Raw genomic sequence first — 20643 nt, forward strand, 5'->3', positions numbered from 1 at the left:
TCCTCTGTCACAAAGAGTTCCCTACTCTTTGAAACGGAGGATTTTTGTTTACGAGTAAATATAAATTCAATCAGATAAAAACAACTACCTTACTCTACAGATTTCAAAGCTTCAAGCATATCAACCTTTCTCAGATGATGATTGACAAAGAAACCAAGTACGGTCAAAATGGCGCTTACTGCTACCACTGGGATTACATAGACTTCCCAGCCTACCAGCGGATAAAAGAGAATGGTCGCAGGCGAAATCATTTGAATCAAAAATTGATGTAAATAGAAACCAGATACCAAACCAAGTACGATTCCCACAAGGGACAGCACAATCGTCTCACGGTAAATGTAGAGAGTGACTTCATTATTATGAAAACCGAGAACCTTGATAGTGGAGAGTTCACGGATTCTCTCAGCCACGTTGATATTGGTCAGATTGTAAAGGATAACAATAGCCAACAGAACCGATACGATGACCAAGATGGTCATGGTCTGATTGAGTGAACTTGCGACGGAGTCAAAGAGTCGAATGGCTGAAGCATTTTGGACAACACTGGACACCGCAGATTGATTCATAAGTAAGCCGGCCTGTCTTTCGATACTAGTAGCACTGGTATCTCTTAACGAGACTAAATAAGTGTTGGCTTGGGGTAGCTGTCCGTAAATTTGCTCATAGCTAGCCTGACTCATATAAATAAAGTGACCAACGTAGTTCTCAGTAATAGCAGCGACCGTTAGTTCCTTACCTTCAATTTCTAGAGTCTGCCCAACCTTGACACCTGCCAACTGAGCAAGTTTAGTTGTGATGACAACTCCATCTTTTAATGTCAGCTCCTGCTGATGATTTTGCAGATGAATAAAGGGTGTCAAATCTTCCTTCTCTGTCATCATAAGGGTAATTGTCTGAAGACCAGCCTTACCTTTGAAATCCTTGTCTAGCGTTTTAGAATAGATTTTCTGGTAGGCTTTGATGTCCTGCCCTTTCAACACTTCTTCTAGATTTTCCTTGTCCTGATTGGTCGCACTAGGATTTTCAGAGACAATCATCTGATACTGTTGGATTTGTTGAAACTGTCTAGACGGAACTCCTGCTACAGAGGATTGGATTCCCAAACCGGCAAAAAGCAAAGCGACTGAACCTGCCACACCAAAGATTGTCATCAACATCCGTTGCTTATAACGAAAGATATTGCGAGCTGTTACCTTATGGGTAAAACTGAGACGACGCCAGATAAAACCGATGCGCTCCAGTAAGATTTTAGCTCCCTTAACAGGTGGTTTAGGCAGTAAAAGTTGGGCTGCTTCGTCGTGAAGTTCCCTCCGAGCTACCAGATAGGCTGGTAACACACTCGCCAACCAACTCAAGACAAGAGCCAATAAGCTATAGGTCCAATAGAACTGAATCTGGGTTTCTCCCACCACCATGCCTTTTGTAATGACACTTGAAATCACACTGGCTAGCAAATAATGTCCAAGTATGCTACCTAGAGCTGTTCCTACAGTCCCAGCTACTAGACCGTAAAGGAGAAACTTGGCAATAATATCCTTGCTACGATAGCCCAAGGCCTTAAAAATCCCTGCATGTGTTCTCTCTTCATCCACAAAGCGAGTCATGGTTGTAAAGGTCACCATAGCTGCTACGGCATAAAGCACTACAGGAAAGATATTGCCCACTGCCCGAATACTGGCTGAAGCATTACTGTACATGAGGTAGCCTTGACCGCCAGACATGGTTTGCCGATTATAGACTTGATACTTGGGCTCAGCTAAATCATCCAAGACTTGCTGATGTTTTTCTAATTTTTCCTTTTCTTGGGCTAAATTTTGTTCAGCCTGCTTTAGTTTGTCCTCTTCCTTGCTCAATTCCTGCTTAGCTTGGGTAAGTTGAGCACTAGCCTGCTCTCTCTGTGCTTGAGGAAGCAAGGCTAGTTGACTTTCTTGAGCCTGTAAACGAGCTTGAGCAGCTGCTAAACGACGCTTACCTTCCTGCAGATTAGTCTCAGCCTTGTCAAGGGTCTCTTGACCTTTGTCTAAAGACTCTTGGCCTTCTTTTTTCAAGAGTTGCAGACGTGCCTTGCCATTATCTGACAAAGCTTGTTCCAGGTCTTCCTGATGTTGCTTGGATTTTTCTTCATAAGCTTCTGAAAAAGCATTTAAGTCTGCTAAATCTTGATATTTCAAACGAGCTATATTGTAGACTTTTTGATCAAACTGACTAGGTAAAATCACCCCATAGGCTGTCAGAGTCCCACTTCCACTTCCTGCGTAGCCCATATCTCGCTGGGAGAGGATTTCAGCTGAATCCACAAAACCAGTAATGGTATAAGTATGGTCTTTTAAAGAGGAATGTCCCTCTTCTTTTTCTTTAAAGCTAATCTCCTGTCCTACACGATATTGGCCTTGTAAATGACTGGCCAAAGCAATTTCCTGGTCTGACTGAGGAAGTCGTCCCTCTCTTAGCTGAAAGGTTGAAATTCGCTCTGGTTTAGAATACAGCCGAATGGCATCCTGCCCATTTTCCATAGTCACATCTGTCAAATAGCCAAACTCAAAATCTGCTCCCTCTATCTGTTCTAATTCTTCTTGATCTGCTTGATCCAAACCATAATTAGACATAACTGCCAAATCCAAGGTTTGAGCAGTTGTTAAATAAGCATTAGCTGTCGCCTCCATGTTGGGGCTAGTCACTTTGAGGCCTACTAGGGCTAGAGACCCCAACATCATCAAGGTCAAGATGGATAAAAAACGCCCCTTGGAGCCTGTGAAGGACTGAATTAAGTCCTTCCAATAGGTTTTTCGCTTGATCATGCTAGTACTCCAAACTGTCGATATCCTGAGGATGCTGGTTCATCACCACATCCTTGACACTGGCATCGTGCATATGAATCACGCGATCAGCAATGGGCGCCAAAGCTCCATTGTGAGTCACGATAATCACCGTCGCTCCTTTTTGACGAGACATATCTTGGAGAATTTTCAAAACCTGCTTGCCCGTCTGATAATCCAAGGCTCCAGTCGGTTCATCACAAAGGAGGATTTTAGGATTTTTGGCTACCGCGCGTGCAATGGAGACTCGCTGTTGCTCCCCTCCAGAAAGCTGGGCTGGAAAGTTATTGAGACGATGAGCCAGACCTACATCTGTCAAGACCTGTTCAGGATTCAAGGCATCTGACACGATTTCTGAAGCCAACTCCACATTTTCCTTAGCGGTTAGATTGGAAACTAGATTATAAAACTGAAAAACAAAACCGACATCATTTCTACGATAATTGGTCCTCTGGTGGGAACTATAGTCTGCAATATTGACACCATCAATCCAAATCTCTCCTTCATCATTGGTATCCATTCCACCAAGAAGGTTAAGAACCGTTGACTTGCCTGCACCAGATGCACCTAGAATAATAACCAATTCACCCTTTTCAATCTCAAAATTCACATCGCGATTGGCTACAATCTCCGTGTCCCCAACCTGATAACGCTTGTAACAGTGTTTCATCTCAATATAAGCCATAAGACACACCCTCTCTCAAACAAATTACTTCCTACTACCATTATAACGCTTTTTCAACTAGTTGGAAACTGCTCATACTCAATGAAAATCAAAGAGCAAACTAGGAAGCTAGCCACAGGTTGCTCAAAGCACCGCTTTGAGGTTGTAGATAAGACTGACAAAGTCAGTCACATATATACGGCAAGGCGAAGCTGACGTGGTTTGAATTTGATTTTCGAAGAGTATTACATTCTCAAATCCTTCAAAAAAGTCAGTCTCAAACCACTGCCTTCTATCCTCTTCTTAAAAATAGAATTGAACCATATCGCCTTCTGCAGTCTCCACTGAAATACAATCTTTCCCCATGCATTTCACTTCTGCTTTTTCTTGATTGACTTCAATCACACTTTTTTCAATACCTGGATAAGAAACTCGCAAATCTCCTCCACTTCTTGATAAAATGGTCATCTGTAAGAGTTTTTTATCCTCCCAGCGCATACTAACTTCAAAATGTCCACGTGCCATTAAGCCTGAAACGGAACCTGATGACCATGCATCAGGTAGGGCAGCTAGGGGCACCAGATAAGCTGTATGAGACTGGAGTAACATTTCTGCCATGCCACTGCTAGCACCAAAATTACCATCTATCTGAAAAGGAGGGTGGCTACACCAAAGATTGGGCAAGGTGGATGTCTTTAACTGCTCTGCTAATAATTTATGGGTTCGATTGCCATCTCCCAAACGCGCCCAGAGATTGATCTTATTAGCCTTGGACCAGCCTGTTCCCCCATCTCCACGATCATTGAGGCTAGCACGCGCCGCATCAAGATACTCTTGCCCCTTATGACTAAAGAGAGTTCCAGGATAAAGTCCCACCAGATGGGAAGCATGCCGATGTTGAGCTTCCACTTTCTCATTTTGAAAATACTGCTCTTCCTCCTCATACCACTCCCTGATTCGACCAGATTGAGTAATTTGAAGAGGATTTAATAAATCATACTTTTCTTTGACTTCCGTCAACAAGTCTTCATCCAGCCTCAATTTTTGAGCAGCCTGAATAAAATCATGGAATAATTGCCAAATCAGAGATTGGTCATAGGTATTGCCAATCGAAATCGGCCCATGTTCTGGCGAATAAGATGGAGAAGATACCCAACGCTGGGCCTCCTTATCCTCATGTAAAAAGGTATTCCAAAAACGAACCGTTTCCCTCAACATGGGATAAATTTTCTCCCTGAGATAGTCTTGGTCCCTATAAAATGTATAGGCTTCATAGACCGTTTGCATCATCCACGCATTGGCAGCTGGCGACCAGCCCCAATAGTAATCCCAACCAGGTGCCGTCCAGCCAAAAGGAGTCGCTTGAGTATGGACCAACCAACCATTCTCTTCCCCTTTCTGAGAAACGATTCCTGCATACCTTGCAGCCGCTATGCGACCATAGACACGCAAATCATCGATATAGTTGATGACCGGAAAGGCCGTTTCTAAGAGGTTAGTCACATAGGCTGGCCAATAATTCATCTGCAAGTTGATATTCAGGTGATAGTCCGAATTCCAAGGAGGATTGTCGACCGCATTCCAGACTCCCTGTAGGTTAGCTGGTAGAGCATCTGGGCAATCTCTGGAAGAACTAATCAATAAATACCTCCCATACTGGAAGAACAGTTCCTCCAAAGCCTGCCCCTCTTGTGGCTTATAATTTTTTAGCAAATCATCTGTAGTGGATGTGTCAACATCATACCCCAAATCCAATTGAACACGCTGGAATAAGGCTTGGTAGTCCTGAATATGCCTTGATTTCAATTGGGCATAGCCCTTTTCTTTAGCTATCTCCACTAAGTCCTTTACCTGTTGCTCTAAATCTATTTTCTTGCGATAATTACTAGCAGGATTTTGGGCAAAATCAGTCTTAGCAGCCAAGAAAAGATTGGTATAACTGGCTCCTGATATCTGAACCTTATCTGACCAAACTCTAATATCCCCATCTGTTTCCCAAGCTAGACAACTAGCAAATTGGAGGGCATTGTCCTTAACCCTCCCCTTCATCAAGATATGAGAATCAGCAATATCCAACTTGCATTCCTTGTAATCAGATTTTTCCTGATCATACTTTCCATCAGAAGCCAAATCACGACTTAGCGACAGTTCTATAGTAAAATCTAGAGTTTTCGCCCCTTCCTTAGTAAAGCGCTGAATCAAGAGATCATCTGGAAAACTCGCAAAGGCTTCACGTTCAAATCGCGTTCCCTTATAGGCATAAGAAGTCGTCGCAAGCGCCTTACTGATATTCAGCTGTCTCTGGTAATTCGTCACTTGAGACAAAGTCTTGCCTTGCTTGCTAAACTCAATATGAATATCCCCAAAGGACAGATAGGTCCCATATTGACTCGTTTTTGGCCCGACTAGGTGATGTTCAGCCAGTTCTTTAGCAGTATTGTAGTCTCTCTTCTCCAGAGCCTGCCGAATCTCAGCTAAAAAGTTATGCTGATCTTGAAGATTTCCACCCTGATAATCTGAACTATCAGGAAGTGGACCACCAGACCAGAGACTTTTTTCATTGAATTGAATCCGCTCAGCCCCTATAAGGCCAAATACTTTTGCCCCTAAAGAACCATTGCCTATTGGTAAAGCCTCTTCTTCCCAACCCTTATATGTTGTTGACGCTGGTTGCTTGTAAGCCAATACATAATCTTGTTTTTTATTCCTTATCATACTACCATACTAACATAAAAAGCCTAGAAATCAATTCTAGACTTACAATTTTTTATTTTCCAAGGTAGTATTCAGAAACGACGTTCAATTTTTCGTCGAATTCGAATACCAATGGTGGGAAGTTAGGGATTTCCACGTCCATGATTTCGTCATCTGACAAACCTTTGATGTGTTTTACAAGGGCACGGATTGAGTTACCGTGAGCTCCTACGAATACGTTTTTACCATCTTTAAGAGCTGGAGCGATTTTATCTTCCCAGAATGGAAGGGCACGTTCCAAAGTCACTTTCAAGTTTTCAGCATCTGGAATGACTGAATCGTCAAGTGAAGCGTAACGACGGTCAGTGTGAGCTGAGTGCTCATCATCACGGTCCATGTTTGGAGGCAATACATCGTATGAACGACGCCAGATGTGAACTTGCTCATCACCAAATTGTTCAGCAGCTTCAGCTTTGTTTTTACCAGTCAAACCACCGTAGTGACGTTCATTCAAACGCCATGATTTTTCAACTGGAACCCACAATTGGTCAGAAGCTTCAAGAGCCAAGTTAGTTGTTTTGATCGCACGTTTCAATACTGAAGTGTAAGCTTGGTCAAATTCGATACCAGCTTCTTTGATCAATTTACCAGCGTCAATCGCTTGTTGTGTACCTTTTTCAGACAAATCAACATCAGCCCAACCAGTGAAAAGGTTAGCTTTGTTCCATTCAGACTCACCGTGGCGAGCAAAAACCAATTTTACCATTAGATGGATTCTCCTTTAAATTTTCCGAGGTTTCCCCTCGTTTATCTATTCTATTTTACACAATTTTTCACAAAAAAGCTAGTCAAAACCAAAAAGGAACCGACTGTTTGGCAGTTGGGTTGCTTTGAACAAGATCAGCAATTATGTGAGAAGAAATTTCCATTTCACTCTTGCTAGTCTCCCTACTTTTTGTTAGAATGATGTCAAAAAATAAAGAAGGTTACCATTATGCCACAACAGCTCTTTAAAGAATTGGCTCAACTGGAACAAGTAGAGGCACTAGCTCTAGGAGGATCACGGGCTGGACAAGATTTTGACAAAGACTCTGACTATGATGTATATGTCTACCTCAGTGCTCCCCTCTCGCCAGACATCCGAAAAGAAATTCTCAGTAAATACTGCTCCTATATGGAAATCGGCAATCAATTTTGGGAATTGGAGGATGATTGTGTTCTCAATAATGGCATAGAGATTGAACTGATTTACCGCTCTCTAGACGAATTTGACAAAAATTTACAGGTCGTAGTTTTAGAGCACCAAGCCCAGAATTCTTACACTACTTGTATGTGGTACAATCTACTCAACAGCAAGATTCTCTACGATCGAGATGGTCACTATGCTGCCCTCCAGAAAAAGTACAATCTTCCTTATCCAGCTGAGCTGAAAAAGAATATCATCAACAAGCAATTCCTGCTTCTAGACCAAGCTATGCCAGCTTTTTCAAGACAAATCAAAAAAGCCCTCAAACGCAAAGACTTACTCAGCATTAATCACAGAAGTAGCGAGTTTTTCGCTTCTTACTTCGATTTGCTCTTTGCCTTCAATGAGCAGCTCCATCCAGGAGAAAAACGCATGCTCCAGTACGCAAAAAACAATTGCTCTCATCTACCTCAACATTTTGAAGACGATATCCAAGACTATTTTCAAAATCTCTACCAGCAAGATCATCATGAGAAAACAGTCCTAACTTTAGAGCATCTCCTATTAAATCTCAAAAACTTGATTAATGAATCTATTTAGAATTACGATAAAAGCTCATGAAATCTGCTTTTCAGATGAATCATGAGCTTTTTGAATTTCTATAATATATAACGGTGTAGAGTTGATTGAAACAAGAGCAGGACAAAAAGGTACAAACATGATAAAAACGCATCGTATCAGGTGTTCAAAAACGTGATACAATGCGTTTAATAGACTATAAAATTAGTTGTCTTTTCTTCTCAAATGGAGTTTTCCCTAGACTTCTCAACCTTATTTCGCTTCAAATCCTTCTGCGACTGCGTCCGCAAAGTTTTCTTCTACGATACTTGCACAGTGGTCACAGATGACTGCGTGGTAGCTACGTTCTGCTGTTGTTGGGTCGATACGACGGCAACGGTCACATACTTGGCCTGCAGCGCGTTCAACTGTGAAGGATACATCTTCGAAGCTTACGGCAGCTTCTGGAGCTGGCCCTTCTGCGATGGTCAATTCAGACACAATCAAAAGTTGAGCTACATTGCTGTTTACTGCTTCGAGTAGAGTTTTCACAACTTCGTTTGGATAAACTGTCAAGTGTGCTTCAAGTGATTTACCGATAACTTTGGCATTACGAGCTTCTTCCAAGGCTTTTTGAGCTTGACCACGGAAGTCCATGAAGGCAGCCCATGTATCCAAGATTTCTTCTTGATTAGCAAAAGTTTCTGCTTCTGGCAGTTCTGACAATTGAACAAAGTCTTCTGTTTCAAACTCAAGGTATGACCAAATTTCTTCCGCAGTGTGAGGAAGGATTGGTGTCAAGAGTTTCGTGATTTTCACAAGAATGTCATAGAAGACAGTCTGCATTTGACGGCGTTCCAATGATTTAGCACCTTCGATGTAAACAACATCTTTAGCAAAATCAAGGTAGAAGGCTGACAAATCAACGTTGATAAAGTTCACCAAGGCCTTATAGATTGTCAAGAATTCAAAGTTTGCATAAGCATCACGAATGGTCTTGACAAGCTGGTTAAAGCGAATCGTCATGTACTTATCAACTGAACGAAGCTCATCGTAAGCTACTGAATCTTGAGCTGGGTTAAAATCAGAGGTATTGGCAATCAAGAAACGAAGAGTGTTACGGATCTTACGGTAAGTTTCAGAGACTTGGCTCAAGATATCCATAGAGATACGCACGTCGTTGCTTGAATCCACACTTGTTACCCAAAGACGCAAGATTTCAGCACCAAATTGTTTTTCAACATCACTTGGAGCAATGGTATTTCCAAGAGATTTAGACATCTTCTCACCTTTACCATCAAGGGCAAAACCTTGTGACAGAATTTGTTTGTAAGGTGCTACACCATGGTTGGCAACAGATGTGATGAGTGATGAGTTGAACCAACCACGGTATTGGTCAGAACCTTCTAGGTAAAGGTCTGCTGGATAAGTCAACTCAGGACGATTTACAACAACTCCATTCCATGATGAACCTGAGTCAAACCAAACGTCCATGATATCTGTTTCTTTTTTGAACTCACCATTTGGTGAACCTGGATGAGTAAATCCTTCTGGCAAGAGATCTTTGGCATCACGTTCCCACCAAATGCTTGAACCATGTTCTTCAAAAAGTTGAGCTACGTGTTCAATCGTTTCAGCAGTCATGATCGCTGTACCATCTTCAGCGTAGAAGATAGGAAGCGGAACACCCCAAGCACGTTGACGAGAGATAACCCAGTCGCCACGGTCCCGGATCATGTTGTAAAGACGGACTTTACCCCATTCTGAGTGGAATTTCACTTTTTCAATTTCGTCCAAGATTTCTTGGCGGAATTTAGAAACTGAGGCAAACCACTGTGGTACTGCACGCCAGATGATTGGTTTCTTAGTACGCCAGTCAAATGGGTATGAGTGAGAAATTTCTTCTTGGGCAAGAAGGAGGTTACCAAGTTTGTCAATAACAGTTGGAACTACCTTTTCATAGAATTGACCTTCAAACTCAGGACCAGCATTCTTCATCATGATACCACGTTCGTCAACAGTCACTGCGACTTCAAGACCATTAGCAATACCGACATTGTAGTCATCCTCACCAAAACCAGGGGCTGTATGGACGATACCTGTACCAGAATCAGTCGTAACGTGGTCACCAAGGATAACCAATTCATCTACAGCTGTATCCCATGGGTGTTCTGTTACGATATGATTCAATTCTTGACCACGGTAAGTTGCCAAAACTTGAACATCAACCCAGCCAAATTTCTCAGACAAGCTAGTCAATAATTCTGCAGCAACCACAAACTTACGAGTTTCACCAGCAGGTTGAACCAAAACGTAATCAATATCTGCACCAACAGTCAAACCACGAGAAGCTGTGATGGTGAATGGAGTTGTTGTCCAGACTACGATATAAGTATCTGTATCTAGAACACCTTTGCCATATTTTACCTTATTGGCATAGTAAAGAGAAGTTGAAACCAAGTCATGGTATTCAATCTCCGCTTCAGCAAGAGCCGACTCAGATGACCAAGACCAGTAAACTGGCTTGGCACCACGGTAGATATAACCTTTATTAGCCATCTCACCAAAGACACGGATTTGGGCTGCTTCATAGTCAGGAGTCAAAGTCACATATGGATTTTCCCAGTCACCAGAAACACCCAAACGTTTAAAGTCTTCACGTTGTTTATCTACTTGAGAAAGAGCGTATTCACGGCAAAGTTTCAAGTACTCAACCAAGTCCATTTCTTTACGTTTGACACCTTGTTTTGCCAAAACTTGCTCGATTGGCAGACCATGAGTATCCCAACCCGGGATAAATGGTGCGTAAAAACCTGACATTGATTTTGAACGAACAATGATATCTTTTGAAATTTTGTTCATAGCGTGTCCAACGTGAATATTTCCGTTCGCGTATGGAGGGCCATCATGCAAGGTGAAATGAGGTTTTCCTTGGTTCAATTCTTGACGACGTTGATAAAGTTTTGCATCTTCCCATTCCTTTTGCCAAACTGGCTCTTTGGTAGGAAGTCCTGCACGCATTGGGAAAGCTGTTTTCCCAAGGTTAAGGGTATCTTTGAGTTTCATGGTATCTCCTTTATAAATAATAACAAATTAAAAACCACGACTGCCAAAAAGGACGAAAATCGTGGTACCACCTTTGTTCGGAAAAAGATCTAATCTTTCTCCCTCTTTTCCCGTAACGTGGGGAACGTCAAATCTTACTAGCTTCAGACTTGAGTTTTTGAGAGGATAATCTTATCATTAGGGATTACAGGACTCACACCATCTCCTGCTCGCTGGAAATATAAGGATAAGATATTGTTCTCAAATCATTTCTTATAAAATTGTAACAGATTCTTGCGGTGCCGCAAAACCTGGTTCTGAGTTTACAGCTTCAGTAGCTGGTGTTGGTCCTGAATAATGGCTTGGAGCTACTTCTGGCTCTTCATACATTGGACCAACTGGATGAGCTGGACTTTCTTCAACAACCGGAGCTGGTGAAACCACTTGTTCCTGCTCAGCTCTTGCTTCGGCTTCTGCAAGTTCCTTATTAGCCGCTTCGATACGCGCTTGCAACTCTGCCATTTCCTCGGGAGAAAACTGGCGAGTAATATCAATTGGTTCTTCCTCTTGATGTTGTTGCAAGACAGAGTCACCTAAGACTTCACTGACCACTTCTTTGAAAGCTTCATCACTTGTCTGAAGATAAGTCGCTGTTGGGCGAAGAATATCTTCCCAATCTGAAGATTCAACAATTGCTAACTGGCTCTCAATTGTAGATTTAAGACGTTGATGGAAGACACGACTCTTGTTCTTCAATTCTTCTGTTTCAACAGCAACCTTCTTAGCATTGTCAGTTGCTTGACGAAGAATTTCATTTGCCTTGTACTTAGCTTCTTCCAGCAAGCGTTGTGCATCTTGCTCTGCTTGGTGGATAATATTATTTGCACGTTCAGTTGCAGCATGTTTTACTCGCTCAGCTGTATCCTGTGCAATCAATACAGATTGACTCAATGAATCTTTCATCTCATCAAAGTAAGACAAACGCTCTTCCAAACTCTTAATATGTAAATCCTTATCATGATTAGAGCGAACCAAATCTTCATAATCACGGACTACAATATCTAAAAATTCATCTACTTCTTCTTGATCGAACCCTCTAAAGCGTGTGCTAAAGGTTTTATCTTTGATTTCTAACGATGTAATTGGCATATTTTTCCTCACTTACTTAATAACAATTGGACCGTTAATTTCTTTTTATCTTTTTTTGTTTGCCCATTATCTCTAACGAGTTTCAATCGACCAAATTTCCTAACACTAATCAAATCACCAACTTGAACTGCATAATCTGATTTTTCAACTAAATGGTAATTCACTTGGACTGCCTGTTTTTCAATTAACTGACTTGCCTGATTTCTAGACAGCTTGAAGACACCTGCCAGAAAAACATCTAATCTAGAACTAGAAATACAAATATCTAATTCTTGATAATCTTCTACTGTAGCAATTTTCTCAGTAAAATCCCGTTCTTCTAGACGAACCGGTAAACGAGCAATTTTCGTAATGCCGTCTTGAAAAAGGAGCATAAACTGTCGATTAATGATAATCTGTGCCCTCTCTTCATTGACTAAGATATCACCAAATAGCTTCCTATCGATTCCCAGCTGATTTAAAACAGTCCCTAATATTTTTGCATGCGTTAAGCATTCAAACTTATTAGCATAGACTATTTCTTGCAAGGATAGTTCAAAATCAGAGAATTCCGGCTCAAAATAATCAGGATACAGGAGTACCCGTACATATTCAGTTTCAAGAAACTGCCGACTGCTCATGTAGGAGATGCCGTTGGTTGATGCTAGCACCTTTAAAATCTTTTCTTGATGGGGATTTACAAAGGGTGTTAAAAAAGGAGAATAAGAATCTTCTACCTTTTTTATCCATTCTACTCCCTTATCAATAAAAGACGAATCATTCTTAGAAAAGTGTTGATAAATCATCTTGTTCATAGAAAGATTACTAAAAGTCGAATCAACTGCTCCCCTAGGAAGTGAACTAGTAATACCGCAATCCAGACAGACAAATCAAGACCTGCAATCTGGAGGGGTAAACGTTGCAAGGGAGCTATTATCGGTTTCACTAAACTAATGATCAAGCGTCCAAGACGTGATTCATAAGCATTAGGGAACCAAGACATCAGAGCAAACACGATTAAAATCAGTGAATAGATATCCACTGCATTTTGAATAAAACGAATGAGAAAGAGCATTATCTCACTCTCGTACGTTTCATATCAAAGCCAAATTCACCATTTTGTGATTCATCTGGAATTTTGATGTCTTCAATATTGACGACAACATCAACTGGTGTCAGCAGGTACATAGTAGATGCTACCTTTTTCATGTTACCAGCTAAAACGTGGCGCGCCCCATCCAGATAGTCCAAACAACGACGAGCTTGAACTTCTGTCATATATTGGAAATCAATCAAAATACTTTCGTTACCAGCTAATAAATCAACAATATCTGTGGCATCTTCGTATTTACGTGGATAACGAACATCAATTGTCACCTTATCAGTAGAACGTTGACTTTGCATAGCCAACTCTTGTTGACGGGCATGAAGACGAGTGATGTTTTTATCTTTAGATGGCGTGCTACCAGCTTGTTGAGGCAACTCTTGAACAGAAGGGACTGGAGTCACAATCGGCTCTTCAGCTTTAGGCTGATATGCAGTACCAACATCTTCTCCATCTTCTGTAAAATAATCTATAAATTTATCAAATCTATCTTTTAAAGACATATTTCTTTCCTATTTAAAAAATGCTGTACCAATTCTGACAAATGTTGAGCCAAATTCAATCGCTTCCTTGTAGTCACGACTCATACCCATACTCAAGTCCGTCATTGGCATATTGGGAATTTGTTTTTCTCTAATTTCTAGTTGCAAATCCTGCGTAGCTTTAAAAATCTCTTTCAACTCATCACTACTAGCTTCAAAAGGAGCCATGGTCATCAAGCCGACGTATTCGATTTTATCTAAGGTGGCCAATTCTGGCAAGAGCTCCAATAGTTCTTCCCTTGAAAAACCATGTTTGCTCTCTTCCCTTGAGATATTTACTTGTAAGAAACACTTAACAACTCGGTCACTTCTTTTTTGAATTTCCTCTGCTAGTTTTAATGAATCCAAAGCGTGGAAATAATCAACATACTGAATGACATCTTTGACCTTGCGTCTTTGCAAGGTTCCAATCAAATGCCAGGTAATATTTCTATCTTTTAAAGCTTCATATTTCTCAAGAAATTTATCCACACGATTTTCACCAATATGATGCACACCTAGCGGAAGCAAAGCCTCCGCTGTCGGTACGTCTACATATTTTGTAACAGCAACAACCGAAACAGAATTGGCTTCTCTTCCTGACTGCTGACTTGCATCTTTTATTTGTTGAAAAACACGTTCTGTATTTTCTTTCAAATTCATTTACTTAACGATTTTTGAAAAATGGAGGAGTGTCTAATTCATCCTCATCGTGTAAAGATGGTGCTTCGAAACGTTCAACTGGTGATACAACTGAATCAGTTGGTCGAACAATTGTCTCACGACGCAAGTCCCAATCACCAAATGCTGAAGATTGAGAAGTTTCTGTACGGCGAGGTGCTGGACTTGGAATTTCTGCAGTTTCAGCCATATCAAACTGACGATTATGATTGTGTGCATGACTAGGACTTGCTTGCTCATGACGAACTGCTTGTTTTGGTGCATGTCCAACAACTTTTTCAACACGATCTTGACGAACACCAGTTGCAACAACTGTTACGCGAATTTCATCACGCATGCTTTCATCAATAGATGTTCCCAACCAGATGTTCACTCCTTGACCAGCTGCTTGATTGACGATTTCTGATGCTTCTTCAGCTTCAATCAAGGTCAAATCAAGACCACCAGTAACGTTAACGATAACATCTTCAGCACCGTCAATAGTTGTTTCAAGAAGTGGTGAGTAGATTGCCTTACGAGCTGCTTCTACCACACGTTCTTCTCCACTACCGATACCGATACCCATCAAGGCGTTCCCTTTATTTGCCATAACTGTTTTCACATCGGCAAAGTCAAGGTTAATCAAACCAGGGTTTGTAATCAAATCCGTAATCCCTTGAACACCTTGGCGAAGTACGTTATCTGCTTCGCTAAGAGCTTCAAGAAGTGGAGTTTTCTTATCAACAATTTCAAGCAAGTTGTTGTTTGAAATAATCAATAGGGTATCCACATGTTCACGAAGTTGGTTGATTCCTTCAACAGCAAATTGACCACGTTTGCTTCCCTCAAAACCGAAAGGACGTGTCACAACACCAACTGTAAGAGCACCCAAATCTTTAGCAATACGAGCAATAACAGGAGCCGCACCAGTACCTGATCCACCTCCCATACCAGCAGTAATGAAGACCATATCCGCTCCACTGATAGCAGCTGTCAATGTTTCTTCGCTTTCTTCAGCAGCTTTACGACCAACTTCAGGTTGACCTCCAGCACCCAAACCACGAGTCAATTTAGGACCCAATTGAATTACTGTCTCTGCTTTAGTACTACTCAAAGCTTGTACATCTGTGTTTGCTGCGATAAATTCTACGCCTGCAACACCTTCGTCAACCATGCGGTTAATGGCGTTACCACCACCTCCACCAACACCGATTACTTTAATCACTGCACCTTGAGCAGCCGCTGTATCAAATGAAAATGTCATAGTTTATTTTTCCTCTTTTATTCATCAAACATACTTCCAATTAAACCACGGAAGCGATCTGCGATTTTTGGTTTGTTTTGAGAAGATACTTTATCTTCTTTCGGAGCAACTACGTTTGTAGAAGCTGATTGCTCTACCTCAGTATTTTGAACTGGTTGAATAGGGGTAGGTTGTGCTACTTGCGTAACACGTTGAATCATCCCACCGAAATTAATTGGTTGGTGACGCAAAGTATCTTCACCCTTGACTGCTCGTTGTGCTAACAAATGCACCTCAGTCAATTGACCAGCAAATTCAGACAAGCTAATCACATGAGCGAAGGCAGGATTACGGATTCCAACTTGATTTGGAACGTAAAGTTTGACGCCAACGCCAAACACTTCCTGTGCAAGTTCTACAATACCTGGTAAAATAGCATTTCCACCAATCAGAACAATCCCACCTGGAAGATCCAACAAATGTCTTCTTTCCAACTCTTGTTTGATTTGTTCAAAAATGTGCTTAATGCGGGCTGAAATAATCTCTGCTAGGTAGCTTTCTGTAACTTCTACAGGTTCTACTTCACCAATTACTTCAACTTGGAAGGTTTCATTACTTGCAAGTGAAGGGTAGGCTTCACCATAGTTCAATTTCAATCCTTCAGCTAGTTTTTGTGAAGTCTTCAAGACCTTAGAGATATCTTTTGTGACATAATCTCCACCTTCTTGAAGAATATTTGTAAACTGGAGTTCTTGGTTACGGATTGTAGCAACAGTTGTTTGACCTGCTCCCATATCAATCACAGTAGCTCCAAATTCACGCTCTCCTTCGTTCAAGACAGAACGAACCAAAGCCAATGGTGAAATAATAATATTTTCAACCTGAACACCTGAGCGCTCAACTGTCTTACGTAAATTGTGAAGAATAGTACGGGGACCTGTGTAAAGCAAACCACGCATTTCAAGACGAACACCCATCATGCCACGCGGGTCACGAATACCTTGGAAACCATCTACGATAAATTCTTCTGGAATAAAAGTAATGACTTCACGATCTGGTGTCATACTCTTTGTCAAAGCTGATTTGACAACATTTTCGACATCTTGATCTGTAATTTCTTTTGTATCAGATGTAACTGGAATCATTCCTTGAGTTGGTTCTACTTGCAAAAGATTTCCAGGCAAACCAACATTCACTGATTTGATTGAAATGCCAGCTTTCTCTTCTGCTTGGGAAATAGCTGACTTGATAGCAGTTGCTGCTGCTTCAATATCAACGATAATCCCATCCTTTACACCTTTACTCTTGGCATTACTTACACCAATTACATTAAGTTCACCATTTCTAAGTTCGGCAACCAATACTTTAATCGAATTAGTTCCGATATCTAAGCCTGTAAAAAAACCATCTCTAGCCATTACATCGCATCCTCTCTCTTCCAAGTTTCAAACTTCTATTCAAAATAGCTAAAATAGGGCATAGCTATTCACAGAATATTATAACACAAAAAATCCAATCGTGCTTAGTTTTTCCTAAATTTACTTACCATTTTTTTACATTCGTTCCTTAGATTTTTTTATTTTCCAAACAAGTTATAAAAAATCAGATTTATGAAAAAAAGAAAGCTTAAAATCAAGCTTTCTTTGCAATCATTTTTTCTGCTTCTTGTTCTAAAAATTGTTCTAAGATTTTCTTAGTCAAAGTTATTGCAGCAGACAAGGCTATAGAAACAATCAAATAATTAGCTACTAAGCCATGGTCTCCAACCAATGGTGGTTTTGTCAAGAATCCGTAATCTCCACCTGTTACTAAATTGACCACAAAAATCAAGGCATTTAGTGCAAAGGTCATGAGAAAAATTCCCTTCACATCCAGCAATCGCGCGTTATACTGTCTCAATAGATAAACTAGAGAATTCCCCAAGAGAGCTAAGTGGCCAAAGATAAAGGATAAAATCGCAATATGTGGGAAAGGATAGGCATCTGGCACTGGATAAACAAAGGCCGCTAGTGTCCCAAATGTCCCCAATAATGCAAAGTATTGTTTATATTTGGACTGACCAGGAAGCAAGAGCACTACAAACATAGCCATACGGCAATGGTAAAAAGGTAGGCTTTCTGACAACGGCATATGATTGACCCAATACCAACCATAAAGGAGTATCAACTGAACAGCCTGCAAGATTTTAAAAAATCGTTGGCAAACCTTCTTTTCACGATAACGATAGGCTGTATAAAAGGTCAAAGCTAAAAGCGTAAATAGGCTAACATACCAAAAAAGGTCAAATTTGGGTGGTTCTGTTGCTTGGGTCGTAAAGAAAATATCCCATAAATTCATCTAGTCTTCCTCATGATTCAAAATTTTCCTGCATTTTATTATACCATGCTATTTGTCAAAAATGGATTTAGAAATACGTAAATGTTTGACAAAATCACTTGGCTTCATTTTCTAAACTTTCTACCAACTTGGCTAGATTCATAGAGTTAGAGCCTTTGAGTAGGATTTGGTCATTGACTCCAAGGCTTTCTTTGACCTGCTTGACTAGGTCTTCAAATTGGTCTTGGTCTTCTGTTTTCTTGAAGTAGTAAACGTGGCCAATTGGGAACATTTGACTAGCCAATTGGGCTAATTCAGCAATGTCTTCTCCATAGAAAATAACAGTATCCAGCACATCTGGAGAAAGGCTCAAAATCATCTGATTATGAAGCTGAATAGACTGGTCACCAAGTTCCTTCATGTCCGCCAAGACAGCGATTTTTTTGCCACCTTCATTGGCTGGAATGGCAGAAAATGTCTCCAAAATCAGCTTCATAGCGGTTGGATTGGCATTGTAAACATCTGATAGGATATCTGCTCCATTGGCTGCTTTCTTCCACTCAGTACGGTTACGCGTCAATTCAAGACCTTGGAAGGACTGACGAATTTGCTCCTCTGACACTCCTTCTTGCAGGGCAACATAGGATGCAATCATGGCATTGGTGGCATTGTACTTGCCAGTCACTGGCAAATCAAGGGCTTGCTCCAAGAAATTGGCCTTAAAGGTCAGACTGTCCTTGCGCTCAATCAAGTCTGTGATTTCCAGCTCTGCTCCTTGCCCAAAACGAACCACCTTTTTATCAGTAGGCAAGTAGTCCTCTACAATCGGATCTGCTGGTGCCAAAAGCAAGGAACCAGACGCCATGCCATCAGCAATTTGCATTTTTCCTTTAGCAATCTCAGAACGGTCTTTGAAAAAGGCCAAATGGGCTTCTCCAACCAAGGTCACGATGGCTGTTTTTGGACGAGCCAATTCTGACAAGAGATGAATATCGCCCAAGTGATCCTGCCCCATCTCCAAGACCAACTTTTCTGTTCCTTCAGGCATATGGAGAACTGTGTAAGGAAGACCAATCTCATTATTGTAGTTGCCTTGTGTTTTGTAGGTTTTGTAGGTTGTTGATAGCAAGTGTGCCAACATATCCTTGGTCGTTGTCTTACCATTTGAACCTGTAACTGCAAAAACATCAACAGTCGTTTTTTCAAGATAGTAGGCAGCTAGTTTTTGAAATGCAGTCAAGACATCATCTACTAGAATATAGGGATGATTTGCAACCTCTTTCTCAGATAAGGTTACTGCTGCACCATTTTCAAAAGCTCTTTCGATAAAGTCATGACCGTCACGCGCACCTTTGAGTGGCACAAATAAATCCCCTGCCGCAATCAAACGACTATCAAACTCAGCATTTTCCAACTGAGCATCCTCAAAGATGCTGACATCATTTTTAGCTCCGACAACTTGAGCCACTTCATGGATTGTTAATTTCATTTCTACTCCTTTAAAAAGGGTCGAAGCTCGAGAACTCTAGTCACCTTGCAGTGATGGTTCTGGCTTCTACCCTCTCTTTCATTTTATAGCAAATGCGCTTCGCGCTTGTCAAAACTTTCCTTGGCAAGGTAAACCAAACGCTCGATTAGTTCTGGGTAGCTGATTCCCATATTGTCCCAAAGTAGTGGATACATTGACCACTGGGTGAAACCTGGCATGGTATTGAGCTCGTTGAGGAAAACCTCTCCCTTATCTGTATAGAAGAAATCGCAACGAGATAAACCGAGGCCACCAATGGCACGGAAGGCAGTTTCTGCATTTTGACGCATGACAGCTACCACATCATCACTGATTTTAGCTGGGATATCCATGGTAATCTTGTTGTCAATATACTTGGCATCGTAGTCATAAAAGGCAACATCCTTGACTACTTCTCCTGGTAGCGTACTCTTGACATCGTAGTTGCCCAAGAGACCAACCTCGATTTCACGAGCATTTACCCCTTGCTCTACCAAGACACGGCTGTCATATTGGAAGGCAAGTTTCAAAGCTTGACGGAGTTCCTCTTGAGTTTCAGACTTAGAAATACCGACACTTGAACCCATGTTTGATGGTTTTGTGAAGACTGGATAATTCAATTTTTCTTCAACTTCGGTGATTTTAGCAGTCACATCATCGCCTTCAACGATAGCCACATAAGGAACTTGGGCAATCCCGACAGATTCTAACACACGCTTGGTCGTGATCTTGTCCATGGCAAGGCTAGATGACAAGATGTTACAACCAACATAAGGCATTTTCAAAACTTCCAAAAATCCTTGAACTGAGCCATCTTCTCCCATCGGACCGTGAAGAACTGGAAAGACCACTGCTCCCTCTTCATAGATAGCACTTGGTGCCACTTTCTTATCCCAATCAATGGTTTCATTGGTCATAAGACGATCCTCTTGACCGGGAGTCTGGCTAAATTCTTGCGTTTTAATAAAGTCACCTGACTGACTAATAAAGAAAGTCTTGACTGTGAAACGATCATAGTTGACCGCACGCATGACACTCTCAGCTGAAAGGACAGAGACTTCACGCTCTGCACTACGCCCACCGTATAAAAGAATAATCGTTTGTTTCATATTACTTGTCCTAATTCTAATAGAATACTCGCTCTTTAGTATATCATATTTGCTTCTTTTTTTGAAACTTGAACCTGATACTAGTCTTCAA

At 41.2% G+C, this 20643-nt stretch carries 16 protein-coding genes and 1 other annotated feature; of the genes, 1 reads left to right on the forward strand and 15 read right to left on the reverse strand.

Going from position 1 to position 20643, the window contains the following annotated elements; all coding sequences use genetic code 11:
* Nucleotides 1-89: 89 nt before the first annotated feature.
* From RN80_RS08575 to RN80_RS08590, 4 genes are all read right to left on the reverse strand, one after another.
* A complete protein-coding gene (locus tag RN80_RS08575) occupies nt 90-2798 on the reverse strand; it encodes an ABC transporter permease (protein WP_060628636.1) in 2709 nt (902 codons plus the stop codon).
* Nucleotide 2799: 1 nt separating this feature from the next.
* Nucleotides 2800-3501, reverse strand: a complete 702-nt coding sequence (locus RN80_RS08580; protein WP_060628637.1) for an ABC transporter ATP-binding protein — start codon at nt 3499-3501, stop codon at nt 2800-2802.
* 282 nt (nt 3502-3783) lie between these two features.
* Nucleotides 3784-6195 (reverse strand): glycoside hydrolase family 95 protein, encoded by a 2412-nt coding sequence (locus RN80_RS08585; RefSeq protein WP_060628638.1) that lies wholly within the window; start codon nt 6193-6195, stop codon nt 3784-3786.
* A gap of 52 nt (nt 6196-6247) precedes the next feature.
* Entirely contained in the window at nt 6248-6940 is a 693-nt protein-coding gene (locus RN80_RS08590) for a phosphoglycerate mutase (RefSeq protein WP_000240129.1), read from the reverse strand.
* 228 nt (nt 6941-7168) lie between these two features.
* On the opposite strand from RN80_RS08590, the gene RN80_RS08595 reads away from it, so the two are divergent.
* Nucleotides 7169-7960 (forward strand): nucleotidyltransferase domain-containing protein, encoded by a 792-nt coding sequence (locus RN80_RS08595; RefSeq protein WP_060628639.1) that lies wholly within the window; start codon nt 7169-7171, stop codon nt 7958-7960.
* A 231-nt stretch (nt 7961-8191) separates the two neighbouring features.
* Here the strand turns inward: RN80_RS08595 and ileS are convergent, their stop codons facing one another.
* From ileS to RN80_RS08655, 11 genes are all read right to left on the reverse strand, one after another.
* Complete coding sequence (gene ileS / locus RN80_RS08600) at nt 8192-10984, reverse strand: isoleucine--tRNA ligase (RefSeq protein WP_060628640.1); 2793 nt, start codon at nt 10982-10984, stop codon at nt 8192-8194.
* A gap of 45 nt (nt 10985-11029) precedes the next feature.
* Nucleotides 11030-11242, reverse strand: a binding site (T-box leader).
* Nucleotides 11237-12112, reverse strand: a complete 876-nt coding sequence (locus RN80_RS08610) for a DivIVA domain-containing protein (RefSeq protein WP_060628641.1) — start codon at nt 12110-12112, stop codon at nt 11237-11239. It overlaps the preceding feature by 6 nt.
* 8 nt (nt 12113-12120) lie before the next feature.
* Complete coding sequence (locus RN80_RS08615; RefSeq protein WP_060628642.1) at nt 12121-12906, reverse strand: YlmH family RNA-binding protein; 786 nt, start codon at nt 12904-12906, stop codon at nt 12121-12123.
* A complete protein-coding gene (locus RN80_RS08620; RefSeq protein WP_060628643.1) occupies nt 12903-13166 on the reverse strand; it encodes a YggT family protein in 264 nt (87 codons plus the stop codon). The genes RN80_RS08615 and RN80_RS08620 overlap by 4 nt, the downstream gene beginning before the upstream one ends.
* Nucleotides 13166-13699, reverse strand: a complete 534-nt coding sequence (locus RN80_RS08625; RefSeq protein WP_000053356.1) for a cell division protein SepF — start codon at nt 13697-13699, stop codon at nt 13166-13168. The genes RN80_RS08620 and RN80_RS08625 overlap by 1 nt, the downstream gene beginning before the upstream one ends.
* 9 nt (nt 13700-13708) lie before the next feature.
* Complete coding sequence (locus RN80_RS08630; RefSeq protein ID WP_004261850.1) at nt 13709-14380, reverse strand: YggS family pyridoxal phosphate-dependent enzyme; 672 nt, start codon at nt 14378-14380, stop codon at nt 13709-13711.
* Nucleotides 14381-14384: 4 nt separating this feature from the next.
* Nucleotides 14385-15641 carry a cell division protein FtsZ gene (ftsZ, locus tag RN80_RS08635; protein WP_060628644.1) on the reverse strand — a complete coding sequence of 419 codons (1257 nt, stop codon included), beginning with the start codon at nt 15639-15641 and terminating at the stop codon, nt 14385-14387.
* A 17-nt stretch (nt 15642-15658) separates the two neighbouring features.
* A complete protein-coding gene (gene ftsA / locus RN80_RS08640; protein ID WP_033688313.1) occupies nt 15659-17038 on the reverse strand; it encodes a cell division protein FtsA in 1380 nt (459 codons plus the stop codon).
* A gap of 214 nt (nt 17039-17252) precedes the next feature.
* Nucleotides 17253-17957 (reverse strand): YwaF family protein, encoded by a 705-nt coding sequence (locus RN80_RS08645; RefSeq protein ID WP_060628645.1) that lies wholly within the window; start codon nt 17955-17957, stop codon nt 17253-17255.
* Between the two features lie 94 nt (nt 17958-18051).
* Nucleotides 18052-19425 (reverse strand): UDP-N-acetylmuramoyl-tripeptide--D-alanyl-D-alanine ligase, encoded by a 1374-nt coding sequence (locus RN80_RS08650; RefSeq protein WP_060628646.1) that lies wholly within the window; start codon nt 19423-19425, stop codon nt 18052-18054.
* A gap of 83 nt (nt 19426-19508) precedes the next feature.
* Nucleotides 19509-20552: a D-alanine--D-alanine ligase gene (locus tag RN80_RS08655; protein ID WP_060628647.1), complete on the reverse strand. Its 1044-nt coding sequence runs from the start codon at nt 20550-20552 to the stop codon at nt 19509-19511.
* Nucleotides 20553-20643: the final 91 nt, after the last annotated feature.

The organism is Streptococcus mitis, assembly GCF_001281025.1.
GTDB classification, from domain to species: Bacteria; Bacillota; Bacilli; order Lactobacillales; family Streptococcaceae; genus Streptococcus; species Streptococcus mitis_AK.